Origin of the sequence: Bacillus sp. FSL M8-0350 (assembly GCF_038593345.1) — a bacterium.
Classification (GTDB): Bacteria; Bacillota; Bacilli; order Bacillales; family Bacillaceae; genus Bacillus; species Bacillus safensis.
Genome location: NZ_CP151985.1, coordinates 2,863,370 through 2,882,322 on the forward strand (window position 1 = coordinate 2,863,370; position 18,953 = coordinate 2,882,322).

Consider the following 18,953-nt stretch of genomic DNA (forward strand, 5'->3'; position numbering starts at 1 on the left):
AAAAATGGTGGAGAATAATAAGCATCATGAAAAAGAGAAGCGATAAGAAAGGCGGAGAAAAAATTGACTGATCTCGTTTTAGCTAGAAGCCTGTTCGGCACAACCATGGGCTTTCATATTATTTATGCCTCGCTTGGCGTTGGCATCCCGCTAATGATTTTGTTAGCTGAACTCATCTTTCAAAAAACGAAGGACCCTCATTATGCCATCATGGCCAAGCGGTGGACAAAAGCACAGGCTGTTCTGTTAGGGGTCGCCATTCCAACAGGTACAATTGCTGGTACGCAGCTTGCCCTTTTATGGCCAGGTTTTATGGAGGTCATCGGAAAGGTCATGTCACTGCCATTCCAGATTGAAATTTATGCGTTCTTTATAGAAGCATTATTTATGTCTATTTATGTGTACGCAGCGGATCGCCTATCAAATGCAATGCGCATCATTACCGTTATTTTTATCGTCATTGGTGCAGCTGCATCAGCGATTCTAATTACAAACGTACATGCTTTTGAAGGGACACCTGCTGGCTTTCAGATGGTGAATGGAGAAATCACAAATATCGAGCCTTGGAAGGCCTTTTTCAATCCAAGCTTTGCTGTAACTGCTACACATGTTGTGCTGTCTGCTTTTACAACAGGTGCTTTTGTGATTGCTTCAGTTGCAGCTTTTAAAATGCTCAAAACGAGAAAAAATGAGAAGCTCTATACATTTCATCGAAAAGCCCTTTTTCTTGGACTCATTGTAGGAGGACTTTTCTCCTTTCTAACAGCCTTAAATGGCCACGAATCCGCTCAGCTTCTGTATGAATATCAGCCTGAAAAGCTGGCTGGAGCTGAAGGTTTATTTGAAACGCAATCACATGCGCCTCTTGCAATAGGTGGTTTTACGGATGCTGATTCGCAGGAAATTAAAGGTGCGATCGAAATTCCTTGGGCGCTCAGTTTTCTGGCAGGAAATAGCTTTGATACAGTGGTCAAAGGCTTAAATGATTTTCCTCGTGACGAGTGGCCGCCTTTATTTATACACACATTATTTAACGGCATGGTCATTATTGGATCGGTGCTCATTCTATTTGCGGTATTAGCCCTGCTTTACCGTAAAATTTTAAAACGGGACAAATTTCCGAAGTGGCTTCTTTTTCTTTACTTATTCGGCGGGCCTCTTAGTCTTTTGGCTATTGAATTTGGCTGGATCTTTGCTTGTACAGGCCGCCAGCCATGGGTCATTTATCGAATGCTCAAAACCTCCGAGGTTGTCACATCATCTGGCTCGATCGGAACACTTTTTATCCTTTTTGCCATTGTCTATCTCATCTTAGGCATAGCAACCGTTATTGTGCTGACGTACTACTTTAGAAAAAATACGATTGAAGAAGACCTACGGTTAACAGAATCTTAAAAAAGGAGCGATCTTGATGCAAATGGATGTTACAACTGATGCGCTCATTGCAATCACCATCTTATGGGGATTCGTTTTTATCTATGCAGTGATGGCATCAATGGATTTCGGAGCAGGATTTTGGTCGATGATTTATATGAATAGAGAACAAACAAAAGCCGCTAATATCGCAAATAAGTACCTTTCTCCAACATGGGAAGTGACAAACGTCTTTATTGTCGCCATCGTTGTCGCATTGTTCAGCCTGTTTCCAGGTGCGACCTTTGTACTTGGCACCGTTTTATTAATACCCGGCAGCATCATATTATTACTTCTTGCACTGCGAAGCGGGTTTCTCGTGTTTTCTCATTCACTGCCTAAGAAATACCGAAAAGCAGTGACGTATATTTCAGGGATCAGCGGCTTTATCATTCCGTCCATCCTGATCATGGTTCTCCCAATCACCCATGGTGGATTTATCTTTCAGGAGAACAACGTCTACTCATTAGATCTTGGACTGGTCTTTACAAGTGCAAATGTTTATTCTTTTGTCGGCTTTGCCATCTTCAGCACCCTTTTTCTTTCGTCCTTGCTTTTAGCTGATTTCTCTAATGTAGCTAATGAAGATGAAGCTTACAGCATTTATAGAAGAGGGGCGCTCATTACAGGTCCACTTTCACTCATGATGGCCTTTTTTATCATGCTGACATTACGAAGCGAGGCCAATTGGCTGTTCACAAAAATGATGCAGAACATTCCTATTCTTCTTGTATCTCTCTTAATGTTTCTGCTCGCAGGACTGGCTCTATTTTTACCAAACAGCCGATTTAAGCATCGGAAAGGGAGACCACGCCTTGCCGTCATTGCGATTACCATTCAATATTTCTTAGCAAGCTATGTGTATGGGCGTGCCCATTTGCCTTACATGGCTTATCCAGATATTACAATCATGTCTGGATTTACAGACCCTGTCACATTTAGGGCATTATTTATCACCTATATTGTAGGGTTTATCATCTTGTTTCCCGGATTTTATTTCTTCTGGAAATTATTTATGAAGGATAAGCGCTATATTCGTCAGGAAGATTAACATGAATGGACGAGCCCCATTTCGGTTACATTATAGATGAAAGACATACTCAAAAGGAGGTCATCTGTATGAGTCAAAAAATCCTTTGTGAAGTCAATAACTGTTCCTATTGGAATGCTGGAAACCGCTGTGGTGCAGATGCAATCTATGTCGTCAGCCACACAGGAAATACGGCTGAGAAAAGTGAAGAAACGGATTGTAAAACGTTTAAACCACAAGACCTTTAAGTCTCATTAAAGGAGGCGCTTCAATTTGAAACACGATCGGCTGCTTCAAACGTTTTTTGACGAAATTCATGACGCGGATGAAGCCGCATTCCACCAAGCCGCTCACTCCTTTTTAAATCTTTGGGATTATGAATATGGACATGCATCAAACATGCCAAGTGAAATTCATCAGTATATCGGACAGCTTGCTTATGACAGCGAGCTGGTTGAAGAGTAAGAAAGAGCGGATCACCGCTCTTTCTTTTTTGTTCAGACAGGAAGGAAAAACTTTCTCTCACTATATCTAGATTCTATTTGGGATGCAAAAGGTGATTCCTTCGTTTTTATCTCACAAAATCATGTTTTGTAAACACGTCGATTTTATCTGAAAACGAACGGAGCGCTTGGTAATCAACCTCCACGCCCATTCCTGGGGAGCGAGGCACCTCAATAAACCCATTTTCAACCTTAATTTCAGGAAAAATGATATCCTGCTCCCAAAATTTTGACGAAGCTGAAATATCACCGGGAATCGTAAATTGAGGAAGCGAAGCAAGTGCTACGTTCTGCGCTCGGGAAATACCTGTTTCAATCATCCCTCCGCACCATAACGGAATTTGATGCTCCTTACTGAACGTATGAATTTTAAGAGCCTCTGTCAATCCGCCAACTCGTGAAGGCTTCACATTAATAATTTGACAGCTGCCCAGCTCTACAGCTTTTCTAGCATCATCTAAAGAACAAATACTTTCATCTAAACAAATCGGCGTTTTTAAATGCTTTTGCAAATGGCGGTGGTCCACAATATCATCTGCTGCTAAAGGCTGTTCAATCATTAATAAACGAATATCGTCCAGCTGCTTAAGCTTGCTGATATCTTTTAATTCATATGCAGAGTTTGCATCTGCCATTAATGGCAGATCAGGAAAAGACTCTCTGATCTTTTGAAGAAGTCCAATATCTTGTCCTGGTTTAATTTTCACCTTCACCCGCTGATATCCTTGGTCAACAAATTGCTGAATTTGCTCAAGCATATCGTCAATAGGGCCTAACCCCGCCACAACGCCAGATGGTATTTTATCTTTTGTACCGCCTAATACATCGCGTAAAGACTTATTCTCACGCTTCGCATAAATATCCCAAACAGCCGCTTCAATGCCTGCTTTCGCCATCCTATTGCCTTTAAAATGATACAGACTGTCAGGGATTTCTGAAGGATGTGTAAAGGTGCGCGTCAGCACGTTCGGGATAAAGAAAGCTCTCAGCATATGATAGCAAGTCTCAATTGTTTCTTCTGTATACCACGGAGAAGAAAAAGCAGAGACTTCTCCCCATCCAGTCAATCCTGTCTGATCTTTGACTTCAACAATAATAAACTCACGCTCTGAAATGGTTCCAAGACTTGTTGTAAATGGCTGTTTAAGCTTCATCGTGACATGATATAAAATTACTCGTTCAATTTGAATCATTTGAAAACCCCTTTGATCTGAGTCTGTGCCTTTGCAATTTATTCGACGCATTTCTTGGCAGCTCGTCCACAAAGTGAAAAGCGGCGGGCCATTTATATTTGGCTAAATGCGACTCACATAAAGCATAGAGCTCATTCTCCGGTATCTTATCATCTGTTACAAGGAAAGCAGCAGGTACCTCTCCCCATCTATCATCATACATACCCGTTACTCCGGCTTCCTTGACATGCGGATGTGTTAGCAGAACCGCTTCAATTTCCGCAGGATAAATATTTTCTCCGCCAGAAATAATTAAATCTGAACGGCGGTCAAGCACAAATAAGAACCCTTCCTCATCCACATAGCCAATATCACCCGTTTTCAGCCAGCCCTCATCAAAGGCAGCCGCGGTCGCTTCTTCACGGTAAAGGTAACCTTTCATCACATTTGCACCTTTCACCATAATTTCGCCATGCTCAAAAGGACGGCAAATGCGATCTCCATCTTGAATTTTCAGCTCACACCCAAAAAGAGGTTTTCCCGCTGACCCAATCTTCTCTACACTAAATTCGGGCGCAAGGGTCACAATTTGTGAACAGGTTTCCGTCATCCCGTACGATTGAAAGACAGGAAAGCCCTTCTCTTTGCTTTCTTGAAGCATCGCATAAGGCGCAGGTCCTCCCCCTAATAAAAGACAGCGCAAAGAAGACGGACATTCTGCCAATCTGCTTAACAAACGAGATAACATCGTCTGCACAACAGAAATCATCGTTACACGATGCCGTTCAATAGAATCCTTTACTTCATCGACGTCAAACTTCTGATGAAGCACGACTGTCATTCCATATATCACAGACTTAAATAAAGCAGATAAGCCGCTAATATGAAAAAGAGGCAGGGCAATGAGCCAGCGGTCATCCTCTCTGAGACCCAGATTCAGTGCAGAGGAAACAGCACTATGAAAATGATTACCAAACGTTTGCTCTACCCCTTTTGGACGTCCTGTTGTCCCAGATGTATACATGATGGTCGCTGTTTCATTCAAATCAAATTCACTCTCGATCTTGTTGACATGGCCTTGCCCTGGTTCAGGTAAAGTTTCCATTGTATAAACGGGTAAATCACCCTCATGATCGCTTGCATAACTAGATTCTGTTAATAACGCCGCGGCTTTTGCATCTTCTAGCTGATAGCGCCTTTCAGCTTTTGTCAGCTTATTATTCAATAGCACAATTTTTAACCCTAATAAAAAACAGGCATGTACAAGCATCACCATTTGAGGATGATTGTTCATCAAAAGCGCAACCGTTTCCCCTTTTTTCAATGATGCCTGAGCAAGTCTATTTGAAAGCTCTTCCGCTTCTTGAGCTAATTCGTGAAATGTCCACTCTTTCTCTTGATAAATGAGTGCGACTCGATCTGGCGTTAAATAGGCACGGTGCAGCAGCCAATTAGGTTGCTTCATCATGACACCTCCTTTTTGTAAAAGAAAACAGCTTAGTCTGATGCACTAAGCTGTTGTTCATTGATATCATTGAATCAAGGGAAACGCGGGAACTGGCCGAAGTCCGGCTTGCGTTTTTCCTTAAAGGAATCGCGTCCTTCTTTTGCTTCATCTGTTGTGTAATAAAGAAGTGTCGCATCTCCTGCAAATTGCTGAATTCCAGCTAATCCATCCGTATCTGCGTTAAATGCAGCCTTCAAGAATCGTAAAGCAGTCGGGCTCTTCTCTAGCATCTCCTCACACCACTTCACCGTTTCCTCTTCAAGCTGATCTAATGGGACAACTGTGTTAACAAGTCCCATATCAAGTGCTTCTTGTGCATTGTATTGACGGCATAAGTACCAGATTTCTCTTGCTTTCTTATGACCAACAATACGTGCAAGGTAGCCTGAACCATAACCAGCATCAAAGCTGCCTACTTTTGGACCTGTTTGTCCAAAAATTGCATTATCTGCTGCAATTGTCAGGTCACACACAACGTGAAGAACGTGGCCTCCGCCAATCGCGTAACCTGCTACCATTGCGATAACTGGTTTTGGAATGACACGAATCAAACGCTGCAAGTCTAATACATTTAGACGTGGAATTTGATCGTCTCCTACATAACCGCCATGGCCGCGAACTTTTTGGTCTCCACCAGAACAGAATGCTTTTCCGCCAGCACCTGCAAGTACGATCACACCAACTTCTGAATTATCACGAGCCCGTGAAAATGCATCAATTAATTCACTAACAGTCTTCGGGGTAAACGCGTTATGTACGTGCGGACGATTAATCGTAATCTTTGCGATCCCATTGTACGTTTCATATAAAATTTCGTCATACTGACGCTCAGTTTGCCATTCAATAGCCATCAATATTTCCTCCTCTAATCTTGCGCTAAAATAAACTCACTTACTATTTTACCAAAAAAATGTGGTTGTTCCACATGAACTGTATGCCCAGCATGCTCAGCCACTATAAATTGACTTCCTTTCAGCTCCTGCTGCATACGTTTGCCGATATGGCAGAACTTTTCATCAAGCGTTCCACAAATGAACAAAGCAGGGAAATGAATATGCTTTAACGCCTTCCAAACAGACGGCTGTGAACCTGTTCCAATTCCTTCTAAGCTGCGAGCCAGTCCAAGAGGATTGGCTTTTAGTCTTCCCTCTCTCAGCTCAGTCTGCCTTTCCGCTGATAAAGTTTTCTGCGACGCAAACAAAGGGATGCTTTCCCAAAAATCCACAAACTTCACTAAGCCTTCATGTCTAATCTTTTGAGCAAGCTGATGATCATGCTTTAGTCTTGACATCCGCTCTTTAAAAGTGCGAAGCCCAGGAGATGTACTCTCAAGAATCAATTTATTGACACGATCTGGATAACGAGCGGCAAATGATAAAGCAATACGTCCTCCCATAGAATATCCGAGAATATTCACTTTGTGAAGCTTTAATTGGTTTAAAATCTCTACAAGATCTGCCAGCTGCTGAGACATGGCATATCTTCTCACACTTTCTGGCGAGTCCGTACGTCCATGTCCAAGCAAGCTGACCTGAATCAGTCTTGTATTCTCCAAATAAGCATTCAAGAACGTCCAAGACGCTGCACTTCCAGTGAAGCCGTGTAAGCATAATGTGGCATTTGCTGCCGAAGGGTTCTGGTCCACCACTTCGTACGCTACCCCATCACGCATTCTTATGATGAGCGAAGGCATTCTTTTTTCACTTCTTCCAATATGTCATCCATCATTTGACGGTGCTTGTCTACACGGGAATGACGATCTGTTTCAATTTCAATTAAATGAAGCCAAGGTTCATCGATATGCGCCATGTACACATCATGTAACTCTTGTTTCGTTGCCGGTTTCGAATAGGTTCCCCCATATAACTTCGATGCATACTCAAAATTCAGTCCTGTCGGCGTACCAAAGAGCTTTTCATAATAAGGTTTATCAGACGCCTGCGGAAGGAAAGAAAAGATACCTCCCCCATCATTGTTTATCAAAACAACTGTCAGCGGAATGTCCATCAGCTTAGCTGCAAGCAGACCGTTCATATCATGGTAAAATGATAAATCTCCAATGACTAAAGTGACTGGCTGCTTCAATGCTGCATACGTGCCAAGTGCTGTGGACACAACGCCGTCAATGCCATTTGCTCCGCGATTCGCCAGCATTCGAAAAGGCTTGGACTGAGTTTCAAAAAATGTATCTACATCACGAATCGGCATACTATTTCCGATAAAAAGGACACTCTCCTTTGGCAAGAGGTGCTGAAGCTGACGGTACACATTCCCTTCAAAGGACAAATCCTCATCTGAATAGCGGGCTGCATGCGTTCTGAATGAAGAATTAGCATTCTGCCAGCAGTTTAAGAAACTTGTCTCTTTACGCTGTACTGCTTGATTTAATGCTGCTTCTACAAAAGCAGAGACAGTACTTTCAATGACGTATGAAGCACTTAACCCTGGATCACGAAAACCTCCGGCAGCATCTACAACAATCTGCTGCACTTCCGCATGTTTTTCCAGCCACTTGAATAAGGGCTTAGACACAGGCATCGGGCCAAAACGAATGATCATATCCGGTAATAGATGCTGCTGCAATGCTTCATCTTTCAATAAAGAATCATAAGCGTCGATAATTAGCTCTTTATTCTCATGCCCGTTGCGCAAAAGAGAAAGCGGGTCAGCTAAAATAGGTAAATGCAGAGCTTTCGAAAGGCGTAAAACTGCCTCTTTTTCTTCCTGTGTATGAAGTTCACCAGCCACAATTAGTCCCTTTTTTGATTGATTCATGACGGTTACGATTTCAGACATCACTCGATCATTTGGGAAAGCATGACCTGATGCTAATACCTTTTTCGTGTCTGATTCTTCTCGCGCGAAAGGGTCAATAGACAGATCAGGAAGCAATGGTTCTCTCAGAGGTACATTGATCTGAACAGGCCCCTTTGGCTCCTGCATCGACATGTGATTTGCTCTCGCAGCTGCTGTCTGAATATAACGCAGCATCGTTTGACTTTCCTCTGGCAATGCTAAGTCTGTGAACCATTTAACAAACTTACCGAATAAGAATTGCTGATCAATCGCTTGAGGTGCTCCCACTTCCCTCAATTCGTGCGGCCGATCAGCAGTTAACACAATAAGAGGTACACGAGAATAATGCGCCTCTACAATGGCAGGATAAAAGTTAGCAGCTGCTGTACCTGATGTACAAATGAGCAGCACTGGGGATTGACTTGCTTTTGCAAGACCAAGCGCATAAAAAGCAGCAGACCGTTCGTCCACTAAAACATGGACATGGATGTCTTGATGAGCAAGGGCCAGCATCGCAAGCGGAGTTGAACGAGAACCAGGACAGACAACTGCCTCTTTCACACCACCTTGGACGAATTCATCCATCAATCTGCCTATATATGTTGTCATGATGTGATTATTCAATAGGATGACCTCCAAGAGCAGACAGCATTGGTCTTAACTTCACTTGTGTTTCCTCATACTCCTGCTTTGCAAGGGAATCCTCTACAATTCCGCAGCCAGCGAACAAACGAACACGATCTTCCTCAATAAGACCTGACCGAATGGCTACAGCAAACTCTCCATTATCCTGAGAATCAATCCAGCCTACCGGCGCTGCATACCAGCCGCGCTTAAGCGGTTCGATTTCACGAATCACTTCAACCGCCTTTTCCTTAGGATATCCGCCTAATGCCGGCGTCGGATGAAGCTGCTCAATTAATGAAAAGAGGGAACAGCTGCTTTTGATTTCTCCTACAATCGGTGTAAACAAATGCTGAATGTTTTTTGTTTTATAAAGACTTGGTTGATTTGGTTTATGCACATGAAGGCAATTCGCTTTAAATGCTTGCTCAATCATATTGACGACAATTTGATGTTCAATCAAATTCTTCTCATCATGCAGCAGTTCCTCGCCTAATGCGTGATCCTCCGCTTCATCTTTTCCGCGAACAATGGAACCTGCTAAACAGGATGAAAAGACCTCTCCTCCGCTTTTTTTCACTAAGCGTTCCGGCGTGGCTCCGACAAATGCTTGTCTTCCCTGTTCAACCGCAAATACATAACTCGTTGTTTGGTGCTTTAATAATTCTGCTAATAGTGGAGCAAGTTCAATTTGATTTTTATAGTGAAGCAAGACTTCTCTTGCTAAAACAACCTTTTCATATTCGTTTGCACGAATGTGGTCTGTCGCTGCTTGGATCGCCTTCATCCACTCGTTCACATCCAGCTCTTCCATATGAACAAGTTCAGCTTGTCCACCAGTCCGTACTGGCAATGCCTCGAAACGGGAGGCTTTTTGTTCTAATTCTTGAATAAGCTGATGAACATTCCCGTCCACCTGCTTCCACTCATTGATCGTAAGAAAACTGCCTTCTTTTGAGACAGTCAGCATGATCGACGGCACAAAAAAATGAGCCTCGCCAAATGCTTCCCAATGACGCGCCTTCTCTTCGTGCGGATCAAACGAGAATCCTCCAAATAAAAGCGGACCAACAGCCGCTTGCTTTAACTCCTTCTCATCATGAAAATGGAACATGTGCTGCTTTAGCTGTTCCCATTCTTGATGGACTATATCGAATCGTTCCTTGCCTTGCTCAGATGATTTAATGACGGCCGCTCTGCCAAGTCCAGAAAATATCATTTGGCTTTCTGGATCAGACCAAAAAAACCGCTCGCCTAAAAAATCCGCTTCTCCGCTTTGGAAAAAGGCAAGAGGATCCAGATCGTCAACTCTTCTGGAGTAGCTTATCAAAACAGCATGGTTGACGTTATTCGCTTCTTCTAATGTCGCGAGCGCTTCCTGCCGGAAAGTACTTTGCACTGTTGTCACCATGATACATTCCTCCAAAATCCATGAAATAACATAAAAAATAAAACCATAACAAAAAAATACATGAACATTCGAATATGTCGAATGACCTGCTTTTCTATTATAAACCTTAACAGATGAACTTAGTAAAGAAAACAGCTTTTAAAACCTCGAATCCTTATTATATCACGCTTTCAAGATTTTTTCGCTCCTGCTTATTGAAACGAGAGCATCAAAGATAAAATGGCAGGACCTGTTCTAAAATCAAGCTTTTCTTCGATATGGCAACGATTAGCAAACATCTTTTTCCCGATTCATCGCATCAATATATTGACACCTTTTTGAACTTTGCTAAACTGGAATTTGGACGTGTACGTATTTTTTTATTTAAAGGAGTATATTTTATGCAGCATCAATCGATATCAGATCAGCTTTCACCAATAAAGCCTGATAAAAACTGGCGAATTTGGTGGAATTTACTACGACCGCATACACTAACAGCGGCATTTATTCCCGTTACTTTAGGAACTGTTTTAGCACTTCCAAGTGGTCAAATACATGTTGGGCTATTTTTAGCCATGCTGTTTGCATCTATGTTTATCCAAATCGCAACAAACATGTTTAATGAGTACTTTGATTATGTTCGCGGGCTTGACAACGAGAAATCTGTCGGCATCGGCGGAGCCATTGTAAGAAACGGTGTGAAGCCAAAGACAGTCCTCAGCCTCGCTTATGCTCTATTTGCACTTTCTTTATTGCTTGGGGTATATATTTGCATGATGTCTAGCTGGTGGATTGCACTAATAGGACTTATTTGTATGGCAGCAGGCTATTTCTATACTGGCGGCCCTGTACCAATTGCATATACACCGTTTGGAGAACTTGTTTCAGGTGCTTTTATGGGATTAGGAATCATCCTGATTAGTTTCTATATCCAAACAGGCACACTGACGTCTAAAGCGGTTCTCATCTCACTACCAATTTCTATTTTAGTTGGTGCCATCTTACTATCGAACAATATCCGTGATTTAGACGGGGATAAGGAAAATGGACGAAGAACACTTGCCATTCTTGCTGGACGCAAAGCTGCAGTGAACATTTTACTTTCCATGTTTTTGGTATCATATGTACTCATTTTTGTTTATATCTTCACAGATATCGTCGGTCTTTGGAGTCTTCTTGTTTTACTGAGTGTGCCAAAAGCCTATACAGCCATTAAAGAGTTTAAGCAAAAAGAAAAACCGATTGAATTAATGAATGCCATGAAATCTACAGCTCAAACCAATACATTTTTTGGTTTTCTGCTGACGATCGCTTTAATCATACAATACTATATCGCGTAACAAAGAACGCCTGCAGCCGCAGGCGTTTTTTTAATAAGGAATTGCTTCAAATTGGAACTAGTCTTACATACAAAATTGCTCATACTAACAATATGTTTGATATGAAAGGATGATCGCTTTGTTGTCTAAAGACGAATTACATCATTTGAAGCAGCGCCTTCTTGATGAAAAGAAAGAACTTGAAGCCAAAAGCCATGACGATGAACAGAAAGTATCCTTTCCTTACGATTCGATCGGTGAATTGTCTGCCTATGATAACCACCCGGGTGATCAAGGGACAGAGCTGTTCGAGCGGGGGAAAGATATTGCTTTAAACAGCTTGGAACATGAACATATGTTAGACATCAATGAAGCACTCCAAGCCATTGCAGACGGCTCTTATGGTCTGTGCAAGGTCTGTAAAGCCCCTATTCCAAAGGAACGCTTAGAAGCCTTGCCTACTGCCGTCACATGCACAGAGCATTCAAAAGAACAGACCGTTTCACAAAACCGTCCGATTGAAGAGGATTTATTAAGTCCTCCCGCGGGACAATTTGAAAATGAAGAAAGTGCTGCGTACGATGGAGAGGATGCCTACCAAGACGTAGAACGCTACGGAAACTCTGAGACCCCGTCTGATATGGAATTCCCTCCTCTAACATACGATGATGTATATACACAATCAGAAGATGAAGATTATGTGGAGGACTACGAAGGATTCGCAGCTGCTGATATTGAAGGAAAAGCAAGCAAGGTGTATCCGACCAAAGCACACGAGGCCTATGAAGAAGCACTAGACGAAGAAGGTGTCATGACGGTATTTGGTGACTTGAAACCGTACGAGGAAGAACCTTATACAGAAGAAAATCATTAGTCCCCTCATATTGGGGGCTTTATGTTTATATCATGTAATTATTGGGAAATCATTTTAAGAGTGAATTTGATTGGAGGAGATTCTTGATGGCTAGAAAAAGTATCATTTGGGCGATTGTTGTCTTCTTTATAACATACGCACTATTCTCTATTGCCGGATTCTTGTTCCCCATCGACAGAGAATGGTATGACGCATTGAATAAACCAGAATGGACGCCTGGTGGCGGTGTGATTGGTGCTGTGTGGGCTGTCTTATTTGCACTCATCTCATTGTCCGCAGCGATCATTTATGGAAAATATGGATTCCAAAAAATCACTTTACCATTTTGGATTCTTTTCCTTTTAAATTATGTTTTCAATCAAGCCTTTAGCTTTTTTCAATTTACACAAAAGGATTTGTTTGTAGCTACAATCGACTGCCTTCTCGTCGCACTGACAGCACTTGCACTTGTCATCGTCTCACGTAAACTAAGCAAAGTCGTTCCAATTTTACTGATTCCTTATGTCTTATGGGGCTTCTTTGCCACATACTTGTCTTATACGATCTATTCCATGAATATGTAAAAAAAGACCGCCATGATGCGGTCTTTCGTTTTGGAGAAAATAAAAAAGAGATCTTTGACAAGATCTCTTTTAAAAATGACCCGTACGGGATTCGAACCCGTGTTACCGCCGTGAAAGGGCGGTGTCTTAACCGCTTGACCAACGGGCCAGATCAATGGCGGAGAAGGAGGGATTTGAACCCTCGCGCCGCTTACGCGACCTACACCCTTAGCAGGGGCGCCTCTTCAGCCACTTGAGTACTTCTCCATTTGGCTCCGCAGGTAGGATTCGAACCTACGACCGATCGGTTAACAGCCGATAGCTCTACCACTGAGCTACTGCGGAAGATCATGGTGGGCCTGAGTGGACTCGAACCACCGACCTCACGCTTATCAGGCGTGCGCTCTAACCAGCTGAGCTACAGGCCCATGAACAGATATACAAATGGAGCGGGTGATGGGAATCGAACCCACGACATCAGCTTGGAAGGCTGAGGTTTTACCACTAAACTACACCCGCAAAAATATGTATGGGGCGATTGATGGGAATCGAACCCACGAGTGCCAGAGCCACAATCTGGTGCGTTAACCACTTCGCCACAACCGCCATACTATGAATATTTTTATAAAAGTGGCTCGGGACGGAATCGAACCGCCGACACACGGATTTTCAGTCCGTTGCTCTACCAACTGAGCTACCGAGCCAAGTATTCTCTTGAAAAATGGCGGTCCGGACGGGACTCGAACCCGCGACCTCCTGCGTGACAGGCAGGCATTCTAACCAACTGAACTACCGGACCATTTTGGTTGCGGGGGCAGGATTTGAACCTGCGACCTTCGGGTTATGAGCCCGACGAGCTACCGAACTGCTCCACCCCGCGATGATATGGGTTTTAAAAAATATGGCGGAGGAAGAGGGATTCGAACCCCCGCGGGCTTTGACACCCCTGTCGGTTTTCAAGACCGATCCCTTCAGCCGGACTTGGGTATTCCTCCGTATAGATGGTGGACCTTGTAGGACTCGAACCTACGACCGGACGGTTATGAGCCGTCTGCTCTAACCAACTGAGCTAAAGGTCCTTTATAGCGGCGGAGGGGATCGAACCCCCGACCTCACGGGTATGAACCGTACGCTCTAGCCAGCTGAGCTACACCGCCATGATCAAAATAATCTTTTAAAAAGTGGAGCCTAGCGGGATCGAACCGCTGACCTCCTGCGTGCAAGGCAGGCGCTCTCCCAGCTGAGCTAAGGCCCCATAAAAGATGGTCGGGAAGACAGGATTCGAACCTGCGACCCCTTGGTCCCAAACCAAGTGCTCTACCAAGCTGAGCTACTTCCCGATCTTAATGGCGCGCCCGAGAGGAGTCGAACCCCTAACCTTTTGATCCGTAGTCAAACGCTCTATCCAATTGAGCTACGGGCGCTTATTTATAATGCCGAGGGCCGGACTTGAACCGGCACGGTAGTCACCTACCGCAGGATTTTAAGTCCTGTGTGTCTGCCAATTCCACCACCCCGGCGTGGATGGTATAAGCGGAAGACGGGATTCGAACCCGCGACCCCCACCTTGGCAAGGTGGTGTTCTACCACTGAACTACTTCCGCATTACAGGATTTCTTTATTTTATTTGGCAATGCGGGTGAAGGGACTTGAACCCCCACGTCATAAAGACACTAGATCCTAAGTCTAGCGCGTCTGCCAATTCCGCCACACCCGCATGAAACATGGTGAGCCATGAAGGACTCGAACCTTCGACCCTCTGATTAAAAGTCAGATGCTCTACCAACTGAGCTAATGGCTCGCTTTAAAAGCGACTTGTCTATCTTACCATATGAAAGTGGTGCCGGCAAGAGGACTTGAACCCCCAACCTACTGATTACAAGTCAGTTGCTCTACCAGTTGAGCTACACCGGCTTTATCTATCCTAACATTATGTAAGAATAAATATGGTGGAGGATGACGGGCTCGAACCGCCGACCCTCTGCTTGTAAGGCAGATGCTCTCCCAGCTGAGCTAATCCTCCACTATGTAGGAATCTCTCGATCCGACAAAGATTATTATATACAGGTTTTAATCATTTGTAAAGGCTATATTAAAAAAATTTTATTTCAATTTTCATTGCGTATTTCTTTTAACAAATGATCGTCATTTCTCCTATTCAAACAGCTGCTGTTCCACGTTCAGCAGCTGAACTTCTCTCTTCTATATTCTCTTTTAAAACGTTCGATTCCTTCAGAAATATTAGCAGTCCCTCATTTTTATACTTTAATGATATATGTATCTCTTTAGCCGTAAGCATTTATAAAAAATCATAGAGGCTTACACATCTTTAATTTCCCTATATAAGCTGATACTCTGTCTCTCTATTGTTTTTTTATAGATAATGGTTTATGCGATAGACTCTTTTTCTCTTTATATCCAAGTATTTCACACGCTGCTTGTGGACATAAAATGAAGCCACGATCTTTTATCAAACAAGTGAATGTATGTACCCTCAACTTGCACAAAAAAGACCAGTTCCGACTGGAACTGATCCTAATAGAAGCTTGGCGGCGTCCTACTCTCACAGGGGGAAACCCCCAACTACCATCGGCGCTGAAGAGCTTAACTTCCGTGTTCGGTATGGGAACGGGTGTGACCTCTTCGCTATCGCCACCAAACCTGATGGAGAGAATGTTCTCTCAAAACTAGATAACAATGTTCATGCTTCACATTAGAATATAGGTTAAGTCCTCGATCTATTAGTATCTGTCAGCTCCACGTGTCACCACGCTTCCACCTCAGACCTATCAACCTGATCATCTTTCAGGGATCTTACTTCCTTGCGGAATGGGAAATCTCATCTTGAGGGGGGCTTCATGCTTAGATGCTTTCAGCACTTATCCCGTCCGCACATAGCTACCCAGCGATGCCCTTGGCAGAACAACTGGTACACCAGCGGTGCGTCCATCCCGGTCCTCTCGTACTAAGGACAGCTCCTCTCAAATTTCCTGCGCCCGCGACGGATAGGGACCGAACTGTCTCACGACGTTCTGAACCCAGCTCGCGTACCGCTTTAATGGGCGAACAGCCCAACCCTTGGGACCGACTACAGCCCCAGGATGCGATGAGCCGACATCGAGGTGCCAAACCTCCCCGTCGATGTGGACTCTTGGGGGAGATAAGCCTGTTATCCCCGGGGTAGCTTTTATCCGTTGAGCGATGGCCCTTCCATGCGGAACCACCGGATCACTAAGCCCGACTTTCGTCCCTGCTCGACTTGTAGGTCTCGCAGTCAAGCTCCCTTGTGCCTTTACACTCTGCGAATGATTTCCAACCATTCTGAGGGAACCTTTGGGCGCCTCCGTTACATTTTAGGAGGCGACCGCCCCAGTCAAACTGCCCACCTGACACTGTCTCCCTGCCCGATAAGGGCAGCGGGTTAGAAGGTCAATACAGCCAGGGTAGTATCCCACCGATGCCTCCACCGAAGCTAGCGCTCCGGTTTCCAAGGCTCCTACCTATCCTGTACAAGCTGTACCAACATTCAATATCAGGCTGCAGTAAAGCTCCACGGGGTCTTTCCGTCCTGTCGCGGGTAACCTGCATCTTCACAGGTACTATAATTTCACCGAGTCTCTCGTTGAGACAGTGCCCAGATCGTTGCGCCTTTCGTGCGGGTCGGAACTTACCCGACAAGGAATTTCGCTACCTTAGGACCGTTATAGTTACGGCCGCCGTTTACTGGGGCTTCAATTCGCACCTTCGCTTACGCTAAGCGCTCCTCTTAACCTTCCAGCACCGGGCAGGCGTCAGCCCCTATACTTCGCCTTACGGCTTCGCAGAGACCTGTGTTTTTGCTAAACAGTCGCCTGGGCCTATTCACTGCGGCTTCTCGGGGCTTTAACACCCTAAGAAGCACCCCTTCTCCCGAAGTTACGGGGTCATTTTGCCGAGTTCCTTAACGAGAGTTCTCTCGATCACCTTAGGATTCTCTCCTCGCCTACCTGTGTCGGTTTGCGGTACGGGCACCTCTCACCTCGCTAGAGGCTTTTCTTGGCAGTGTGGAATCAGGAACTTCGCTACTAAATTTCGCTCGCCATCACAGCTCAGCCTTTACGGGAAACGGATTTGCCTATTTCCCAGCCTAACTGCTTGGACGCGGATATCCAATACCGCGCTTACCCTATCCTCCTGCGTCCCCCCATTGCTCAAATGGTGAGGAGGTGGTACAGGAATATCAACCTGTTGTCCATCGCCTACGCCTTTCGGCCTCGGCTTAGGTCCCGACTAACCCTGAGCGGACGAGCCTTCCTCAGGAAACCTTAGGCATTCGGTGGACGGGATTCTCACCCGTCTTTCGCTACTCATACCGGCATTCTCACTTCTAAGCGCTCCACCAGTCCTTCCGGTCTGGCTTCACAGCCCTTAGAACGCTCTCCTACCACTGTTCGTAAGAACAGTCCGCAGCTTCGGTGATACGTTTAGCCCCGGTACATTTTCGGCGCAGAGTCACTCGACCAGTGAGCTATTACGCACTCTTTAAATGGTGGCTGCTTCTAAGCCAACATCCTGGTTGTCTAAGCAACTCCACATCCTTTTCCACTTAACGTATACTTTGGGACCTTAGCTGGCGGTCTGGGCTGTTTCCCTTTCGACTACGGATCTTATCACTCGCAGTCTGACTCCCAAGGATAAGTCATCGGCATTCGGAGTTTGACTGAATTCGGTAACCCGGTAGGGGCCCCTAGTCCAATCAGTGCTCTACCTCCGAGACTCTTACCTTGAGGCTAGCCCTAAAGCTATTTCGGAGAGAACCAGCTATCTCCAGGTTCGATTGGCATTTCACCCCTACCCACACCTCATCCCCGCACTTTTCAACGTGCGTGGGTTCGGGCCTCCATTCAGTGTTACCTGAACTTCACCCTGGACATGGGTAGATCACCTGGTTTCGGGTCTACGACCACGTACTCATGCGCCCTATTCAGACTCGCTTTCGCTGCGGCTCCGCATCTTCTGCTTAACCTTGCACGGGATCGTAACTCGCCGGTTCATTCTACAAAAGGCACGCCATCACCCGTTAACGGGCTCTGACTACTTGTAGGCACACGGTTTCAGGATCTATTTCACTCCCCTTCCGGGGTGCTTTTCACCTTTCCCTCACGGTACTGGTTCACTATCGGTCACTAGGGAGTATTTAGCCTTGGGAGATGGTCCTCCCGGATTCCGACGGAATTTCACGTGTTCCGCCGTACTCAGGATCCACTCTGGAGAGAACGACATTTCAGTTACAGGGCTGTTACCTTCTTTGGCGGGCCTTTCCAGACCTCTTCGCTTATATCATTCCTTTGTAACTCCGTATAGAGTGTCCTACAACCCCAAGAGGCAAGCCTCTTGGTTTGGGCTGTTCCCGTTTCGCTCGCCGCTACTCAGGGAATCGCATTTGCTTTCTCTTCCTCCGGGTACTTAGATGTTTCAGTTCCCCGGGTATGCCTTCTCATACTCTATGTATTCAAGTATGGATACTACTCCATTACGAGCAGTGGGTTTCCCCATTCGGAAATCTCCGGATCAAAGCTTGCTTACAGCTCCCCGAAGCATATCGGTGTTCGTCCCGTCCTTCATCGGCTCCTAGTGCCAAGGCATCCACCGTGCGCCCTTTCTAACTTAACCATTTCTTACTTTAGAAAGAATCACTATGTGTGATGAACTTTGCATTGCATTCAATGTGAATGTATTACTTATTGTTATCTAGTTTTCAAAGAACAATCCTGTCTCGCTAGAGACATGTTTTGAAGGAATGA

The 18,953-nt window shown here is 44.8% G+C and carries 13 protein-coding genes, 21 tRNA genes and 2 rRNA genes; 7 read left to right on the plus strand and 29 right to left on the minus strand.

Annotation, left to right across the window (positions count from 1 at the left end):
- Positions 1-63: 63 nt before the first annotated feature.
- The 4 genes from NSS80_RS14970 to NSS80_RS14985 all read left to right on the plus strand — a co-directional run bounded on the left by NSS80_RS14970 (position 64) and on the right by NSS80_RS14985 (position 2,908).
- Entirely contained in the window at positions 64-1,395 is a 1,332-nt protein-coding gene (locus NSS80_RS14970; protein WP_041116879.1) for a cytochrome ubiquinol oxidase subunit I, read from the plus strand.
- A gap of 22 nt (positions 1,396-1,417) precedes the next feature.
- A complete protein-coding gene (locus NSS80_RS14975) occupies positions 1,418-2,464 on the plus strand; it encodes a cytochrome d ubiquinol oxidase subunit II (protein WP_169510868.1) in 1,047 nt (348 codons plus the stop codon).
- Between the two features lie 68 nt (positions 2,465-2,532).
- Positions 2,533-2,691 (plus strand): DUF1540 domain-containing protein, encoded by a 159-nt coding sequence (locus NSS80_RS14980; RefSeq protein WP_008360682.1) that lies wholly within the window; start codon positions 2,533-2,535, stop codon positions 2,689-2,691.
- Between the two features lie 25 nt (positions 2,692-2,716).
- Positions 2,717-2,908 (plus strand): hypothetical protein, encoded by a 192-nt coding sequence (locus tag NSS80_RS14985; protein ID WP_024424934.1) that lies wholly within the window; start codon positions 2,717-2,719, stop codon positions 2,906-2,908.
- Positions 2,909-3,014: 106 nt separating this feature from the next.
- Here NSS80_RS14985 and menC read toward each other — a convergent pair whose 3' ends face one another.
- The 6 genes from menC to NSS80_RS15015 form a co-directional block, all read right to left on the minus strand.
- On the minus strand, positions 3,015-4,139 hold the full coding sequence (menC, locus tag NSS80_RS14990) for an o-succinylbenzoate synthase (RefSeq protein WP_024425781.1): 1,125 nt from the start codon (positions 4,137-4,139) through the stop codon (positions 3,015-3,017).
- Positions 4,126-5,586 carry an o-succinylbenzoate--CoA ligase gene (locus NSS80_RS14995; protein ID WP_135032646.1) on the minus strand — a complete coding sequence of 487 codons (1,461 nt, stop codon included), beginning with the start codon at positions 5,584-5,586 and terminating at the stop codon, positions 4,126-4,128. Before NSS80_RS14995 ends, menC begins: the two co-directional genes overlap by 14 nt.
- A gap of 71 nt (positions 5,587-5,657) precedes the next feature.
- Positions 5,658-6,476: a 1,4-dihydroxy-2-naphthoyl-CoA synthase gene (gene menB, locus NSS80_RS15000; protein WP_024424937.1), complete on the minus strand. Its 819-nt coding sequence runs from the start codon at positions 6,474-6,476 to the stop codon at positions 5,658-5,660.
- Positions 6,477-6,490: 14 nt separating this feature from the next.
- Positions 6,491-7,318 carry a 2-succinyl-6-hydroxy-2,4-cyclohexadiene-1-carboxylate synthase gene (menH, locus tag NSS80_RS15005; RefSeq protein ID WP_268478557.1) on the minus strand — a complete coding sequence of 276 codons (828 nt, stop codon included), beginning with the start codon at positions 7,316-7,318 and terminating at the stop codon, positions 6,491-6,493.
- Complete coding sequence (menD, locus tag NSS80_RS15010) at positions 7,300-9,045, minus strand: 2-succinyl-5-enolpyruvyl-6-hydroxy-3-cyclohexene-1-carboxylic-acid synthase (RefSeq protein ID WP_317221875.1); 1,746 nt, start codon at positions 9,043-9,045, stop codon at positions 7,300-7,302. The genes menH and menD overlap by 19 nt, the downstream gene beginning before the upstream one ends.
- On the minus strand, positions 9,038-10,456 hold the full coding sequence (locus tag NSS80_RS15015) for an isochorismate synthase MenF (RefSeq protein WP_024425777.1): 1,419 nt from the start codon (positions 10,454-10,456) through the stop codon (positions 9,038-9,040). The genes menD and NSS80_RS15015 overlap by 8 nt, the downstream gene beginning before the upstream one ends.
- A gap of 380 nt (positions 10,457-10,836) precedes the next feature.
- Here NSS80_RS15015 and NSS80_RS15020 point away from each other — a divergent pair, with 380 nt between their 5' ends.
- From NSS80_RS15020 to NSS80_RS15030, 3 genes are all read left to right on the plus strand, one after another.
- Positions 10,837-11,775 carry a 1,4-dihydroxy-2-naphthoate polyprenyltransferase gene (locus tag NSS80_RS15020; RefSeq protein ID WP_025093657.1) on the plus strand — a complete coding sequence of 313 codons (939 nt, stop codon included), beginning with the start codon at positions 10,837-10,839 and terminating at the stop codon, positions 11,773-11,775.
- A gap of 118 nt (positions 11,776-11,893) precedes the next feature.
- Complete coding sequence (locus tag NSS80_RS15025; protein WP_024425775.1) at positions 11,894-12,628, plus strand: TraR/DksA C4-type zinc finger protein; 735 nt, start codon at positions 11,894-11,896, stop codon at positions 12,626-12,628.
- An 86-nt stretch (positions 12,629-12,714) separates the two neighbouring features.
- The gene (locus NSS80_RS15030; protein WP_024424942.1) at positions 12,715-13,191 is read left to right on the plus strand and encodes a tryptophan-rich sensory protein; all 477 of its coding nucleotides are present in this window, start codon (positions 12,715-12,717) and stop codon (positions 13,189-13,191) included.
- Between the two features lie 76 nt (positions 13,192-13,267).
- Here NSS80_RS15030 and NSS80_RS15035 read toward each other — a convergent pair.
- From NSS80_RS15035 to NSS80_RS15145, 23 genes are all read right to left on the minus strand, one after another.
- Positions 13,268-13,339 (minus strand) — tRNA-Glu (locus NSS80_RS15035).
- Between the two features lie 7 nt (positions 13,340-13,346).
- Positions 13,347-13,437 (minus strand) — tRNA-Ser (locus tag NSS80_RS15040).
- Between the two features lie 3 nt (positions 13,438-13,440).
- Positions 13,441-13,515: transfer RNA gene (locus tag NSS80_RS15045), tRNA-Asn, on the minus strand.
- Between the two features lie 6 nt (positions 13,516-13,521).
- Positions 13,522-13,598: transfer RNA gene (locus tag NSS80_RS15050), tRNA-Ile, on the minus strand.
- A gap of 17 nt (positions 13,599-13,615) precedes the next feature.
- A tRNA-Gly gene (locus NSS80_RS15055) sits at positions 13,616-13,689 on the minus strand.
- A gap of 11 nt (positions 13,690-13,700) precedes the next feature.
- Positions 13,701-13,776 (minus strand) — tRNA-His (locus NSS80_RS15060).
- A gap of 25 nt (positions 13,777-13,801) precedes the next feature.
- Positions 13,802-13,874: transfer RNA gene (locus tag NSS80_RS15065), tRNA-Phe, on the minus strand.
- Positions 13,875-13,892: 18 nt separating this feature from the next.
- A tRNA-Asp gene (locus NSS80_RS15070) sits at positions 13,893-13,969 on the minus strand.
- 4 nt (positions 13,970-13,973) lie between these two features.
- Positions 13,974-14,050 (minus strand) — tRNA-Met (locus tag NSS80_RS15075).
- A 22-nt stretch (positions 14,051-14,072) separates the two neighbouring features.
- Positions 14,073-14,165 (minus strand) — tRNA-Ser (locus NSS80_RS15080).
- A 7-nt stretch (positions 14,166-14,172) separates the two neighbouring features.
- Positions 14,173-14,249, minus strand: a tRNA-Ile gene (locus NSS80_RS15085).
- Between the two features lie 4 nt (positions 14,250-14,253).
- Positions 14,254-14,327: transfer RNA gene (locus tag NSS80_RS15090), tRNA-Met, on the minus strand.
- 25 nt (positions 14,328-14,352) lie between these two features.
- Positions 14,353-14,425 (minus strand) — tRNA-Ala (locus tag NSS80_RS15095).
- Positions 14,426-14,433: 8 nt separating this feature from the next.
- Positions 14,434-14,510: transfer RNA gene (locus NSS80_RS15100), tRNA-Pro, on the minus strand.
- 7 nt (positions 14,511-14,517) lie between these two features.
- A tRNA-Arg gene (locus NSS80_RS15105) sits at positions 14,518-14,594 on the minus strand.
- A gap of 10 nt (positions 14,595-14,604) precedes the next feature.
- Positions 14,605-14,690, minus strand: a tRNA-Leu gene (locus NSS80_RS15110).
- Positions 14,691-14,702: 12 nt separating this feature from the next.
- A tRNA-Gly gene (locus tag NSS80_RS15115) sits at positions 14,703-14,774 on the minus strand.
- A gap of 30 nt (positions 14,775-14,804) precedes the next feature.
- Positions 14,805-14,887 (minus strand) — tRNA-Leu (locus NSS80_RS15120).
- Between the two features lie 8 nt (positions 14,888-14,895).
- Positions 14,896-14,971: transfer RNA gene (locus NSS80_RS15125), tRNA-Lys, on the minus strand.
- Positions 14,972-15,008: 37 nt separating this feature from the next.
- A tRNA-Thr gene (locus tag NSS80_RS15130) sits at positions 15,009-15,084 on the minus strand.
- Between the two features lie 33 nt (positions 15,085-15,117).
- Positions 15,118-15,193, minus strand: a tRNA-Val gene (locus tag NSS80_RS15135).
- A 521-nt stretch (positions 15,194-15,714) separates the two neighbouring features.
- A 5S ribosomal RNA gene (gene rrf, locus NSS80_RS15140) occupies positions 15,715-15,830 on the minus strand.
- A 61-nt stretch (positions 15,831-15,891) separates the two neighbouring features.
- Positions 15,892-18,822 (minus strand): 23S ribosomal RNA (locus NSS80_RS15145).
- Positions 18,823-18,953: the final 131 nt, after the last annotated feature.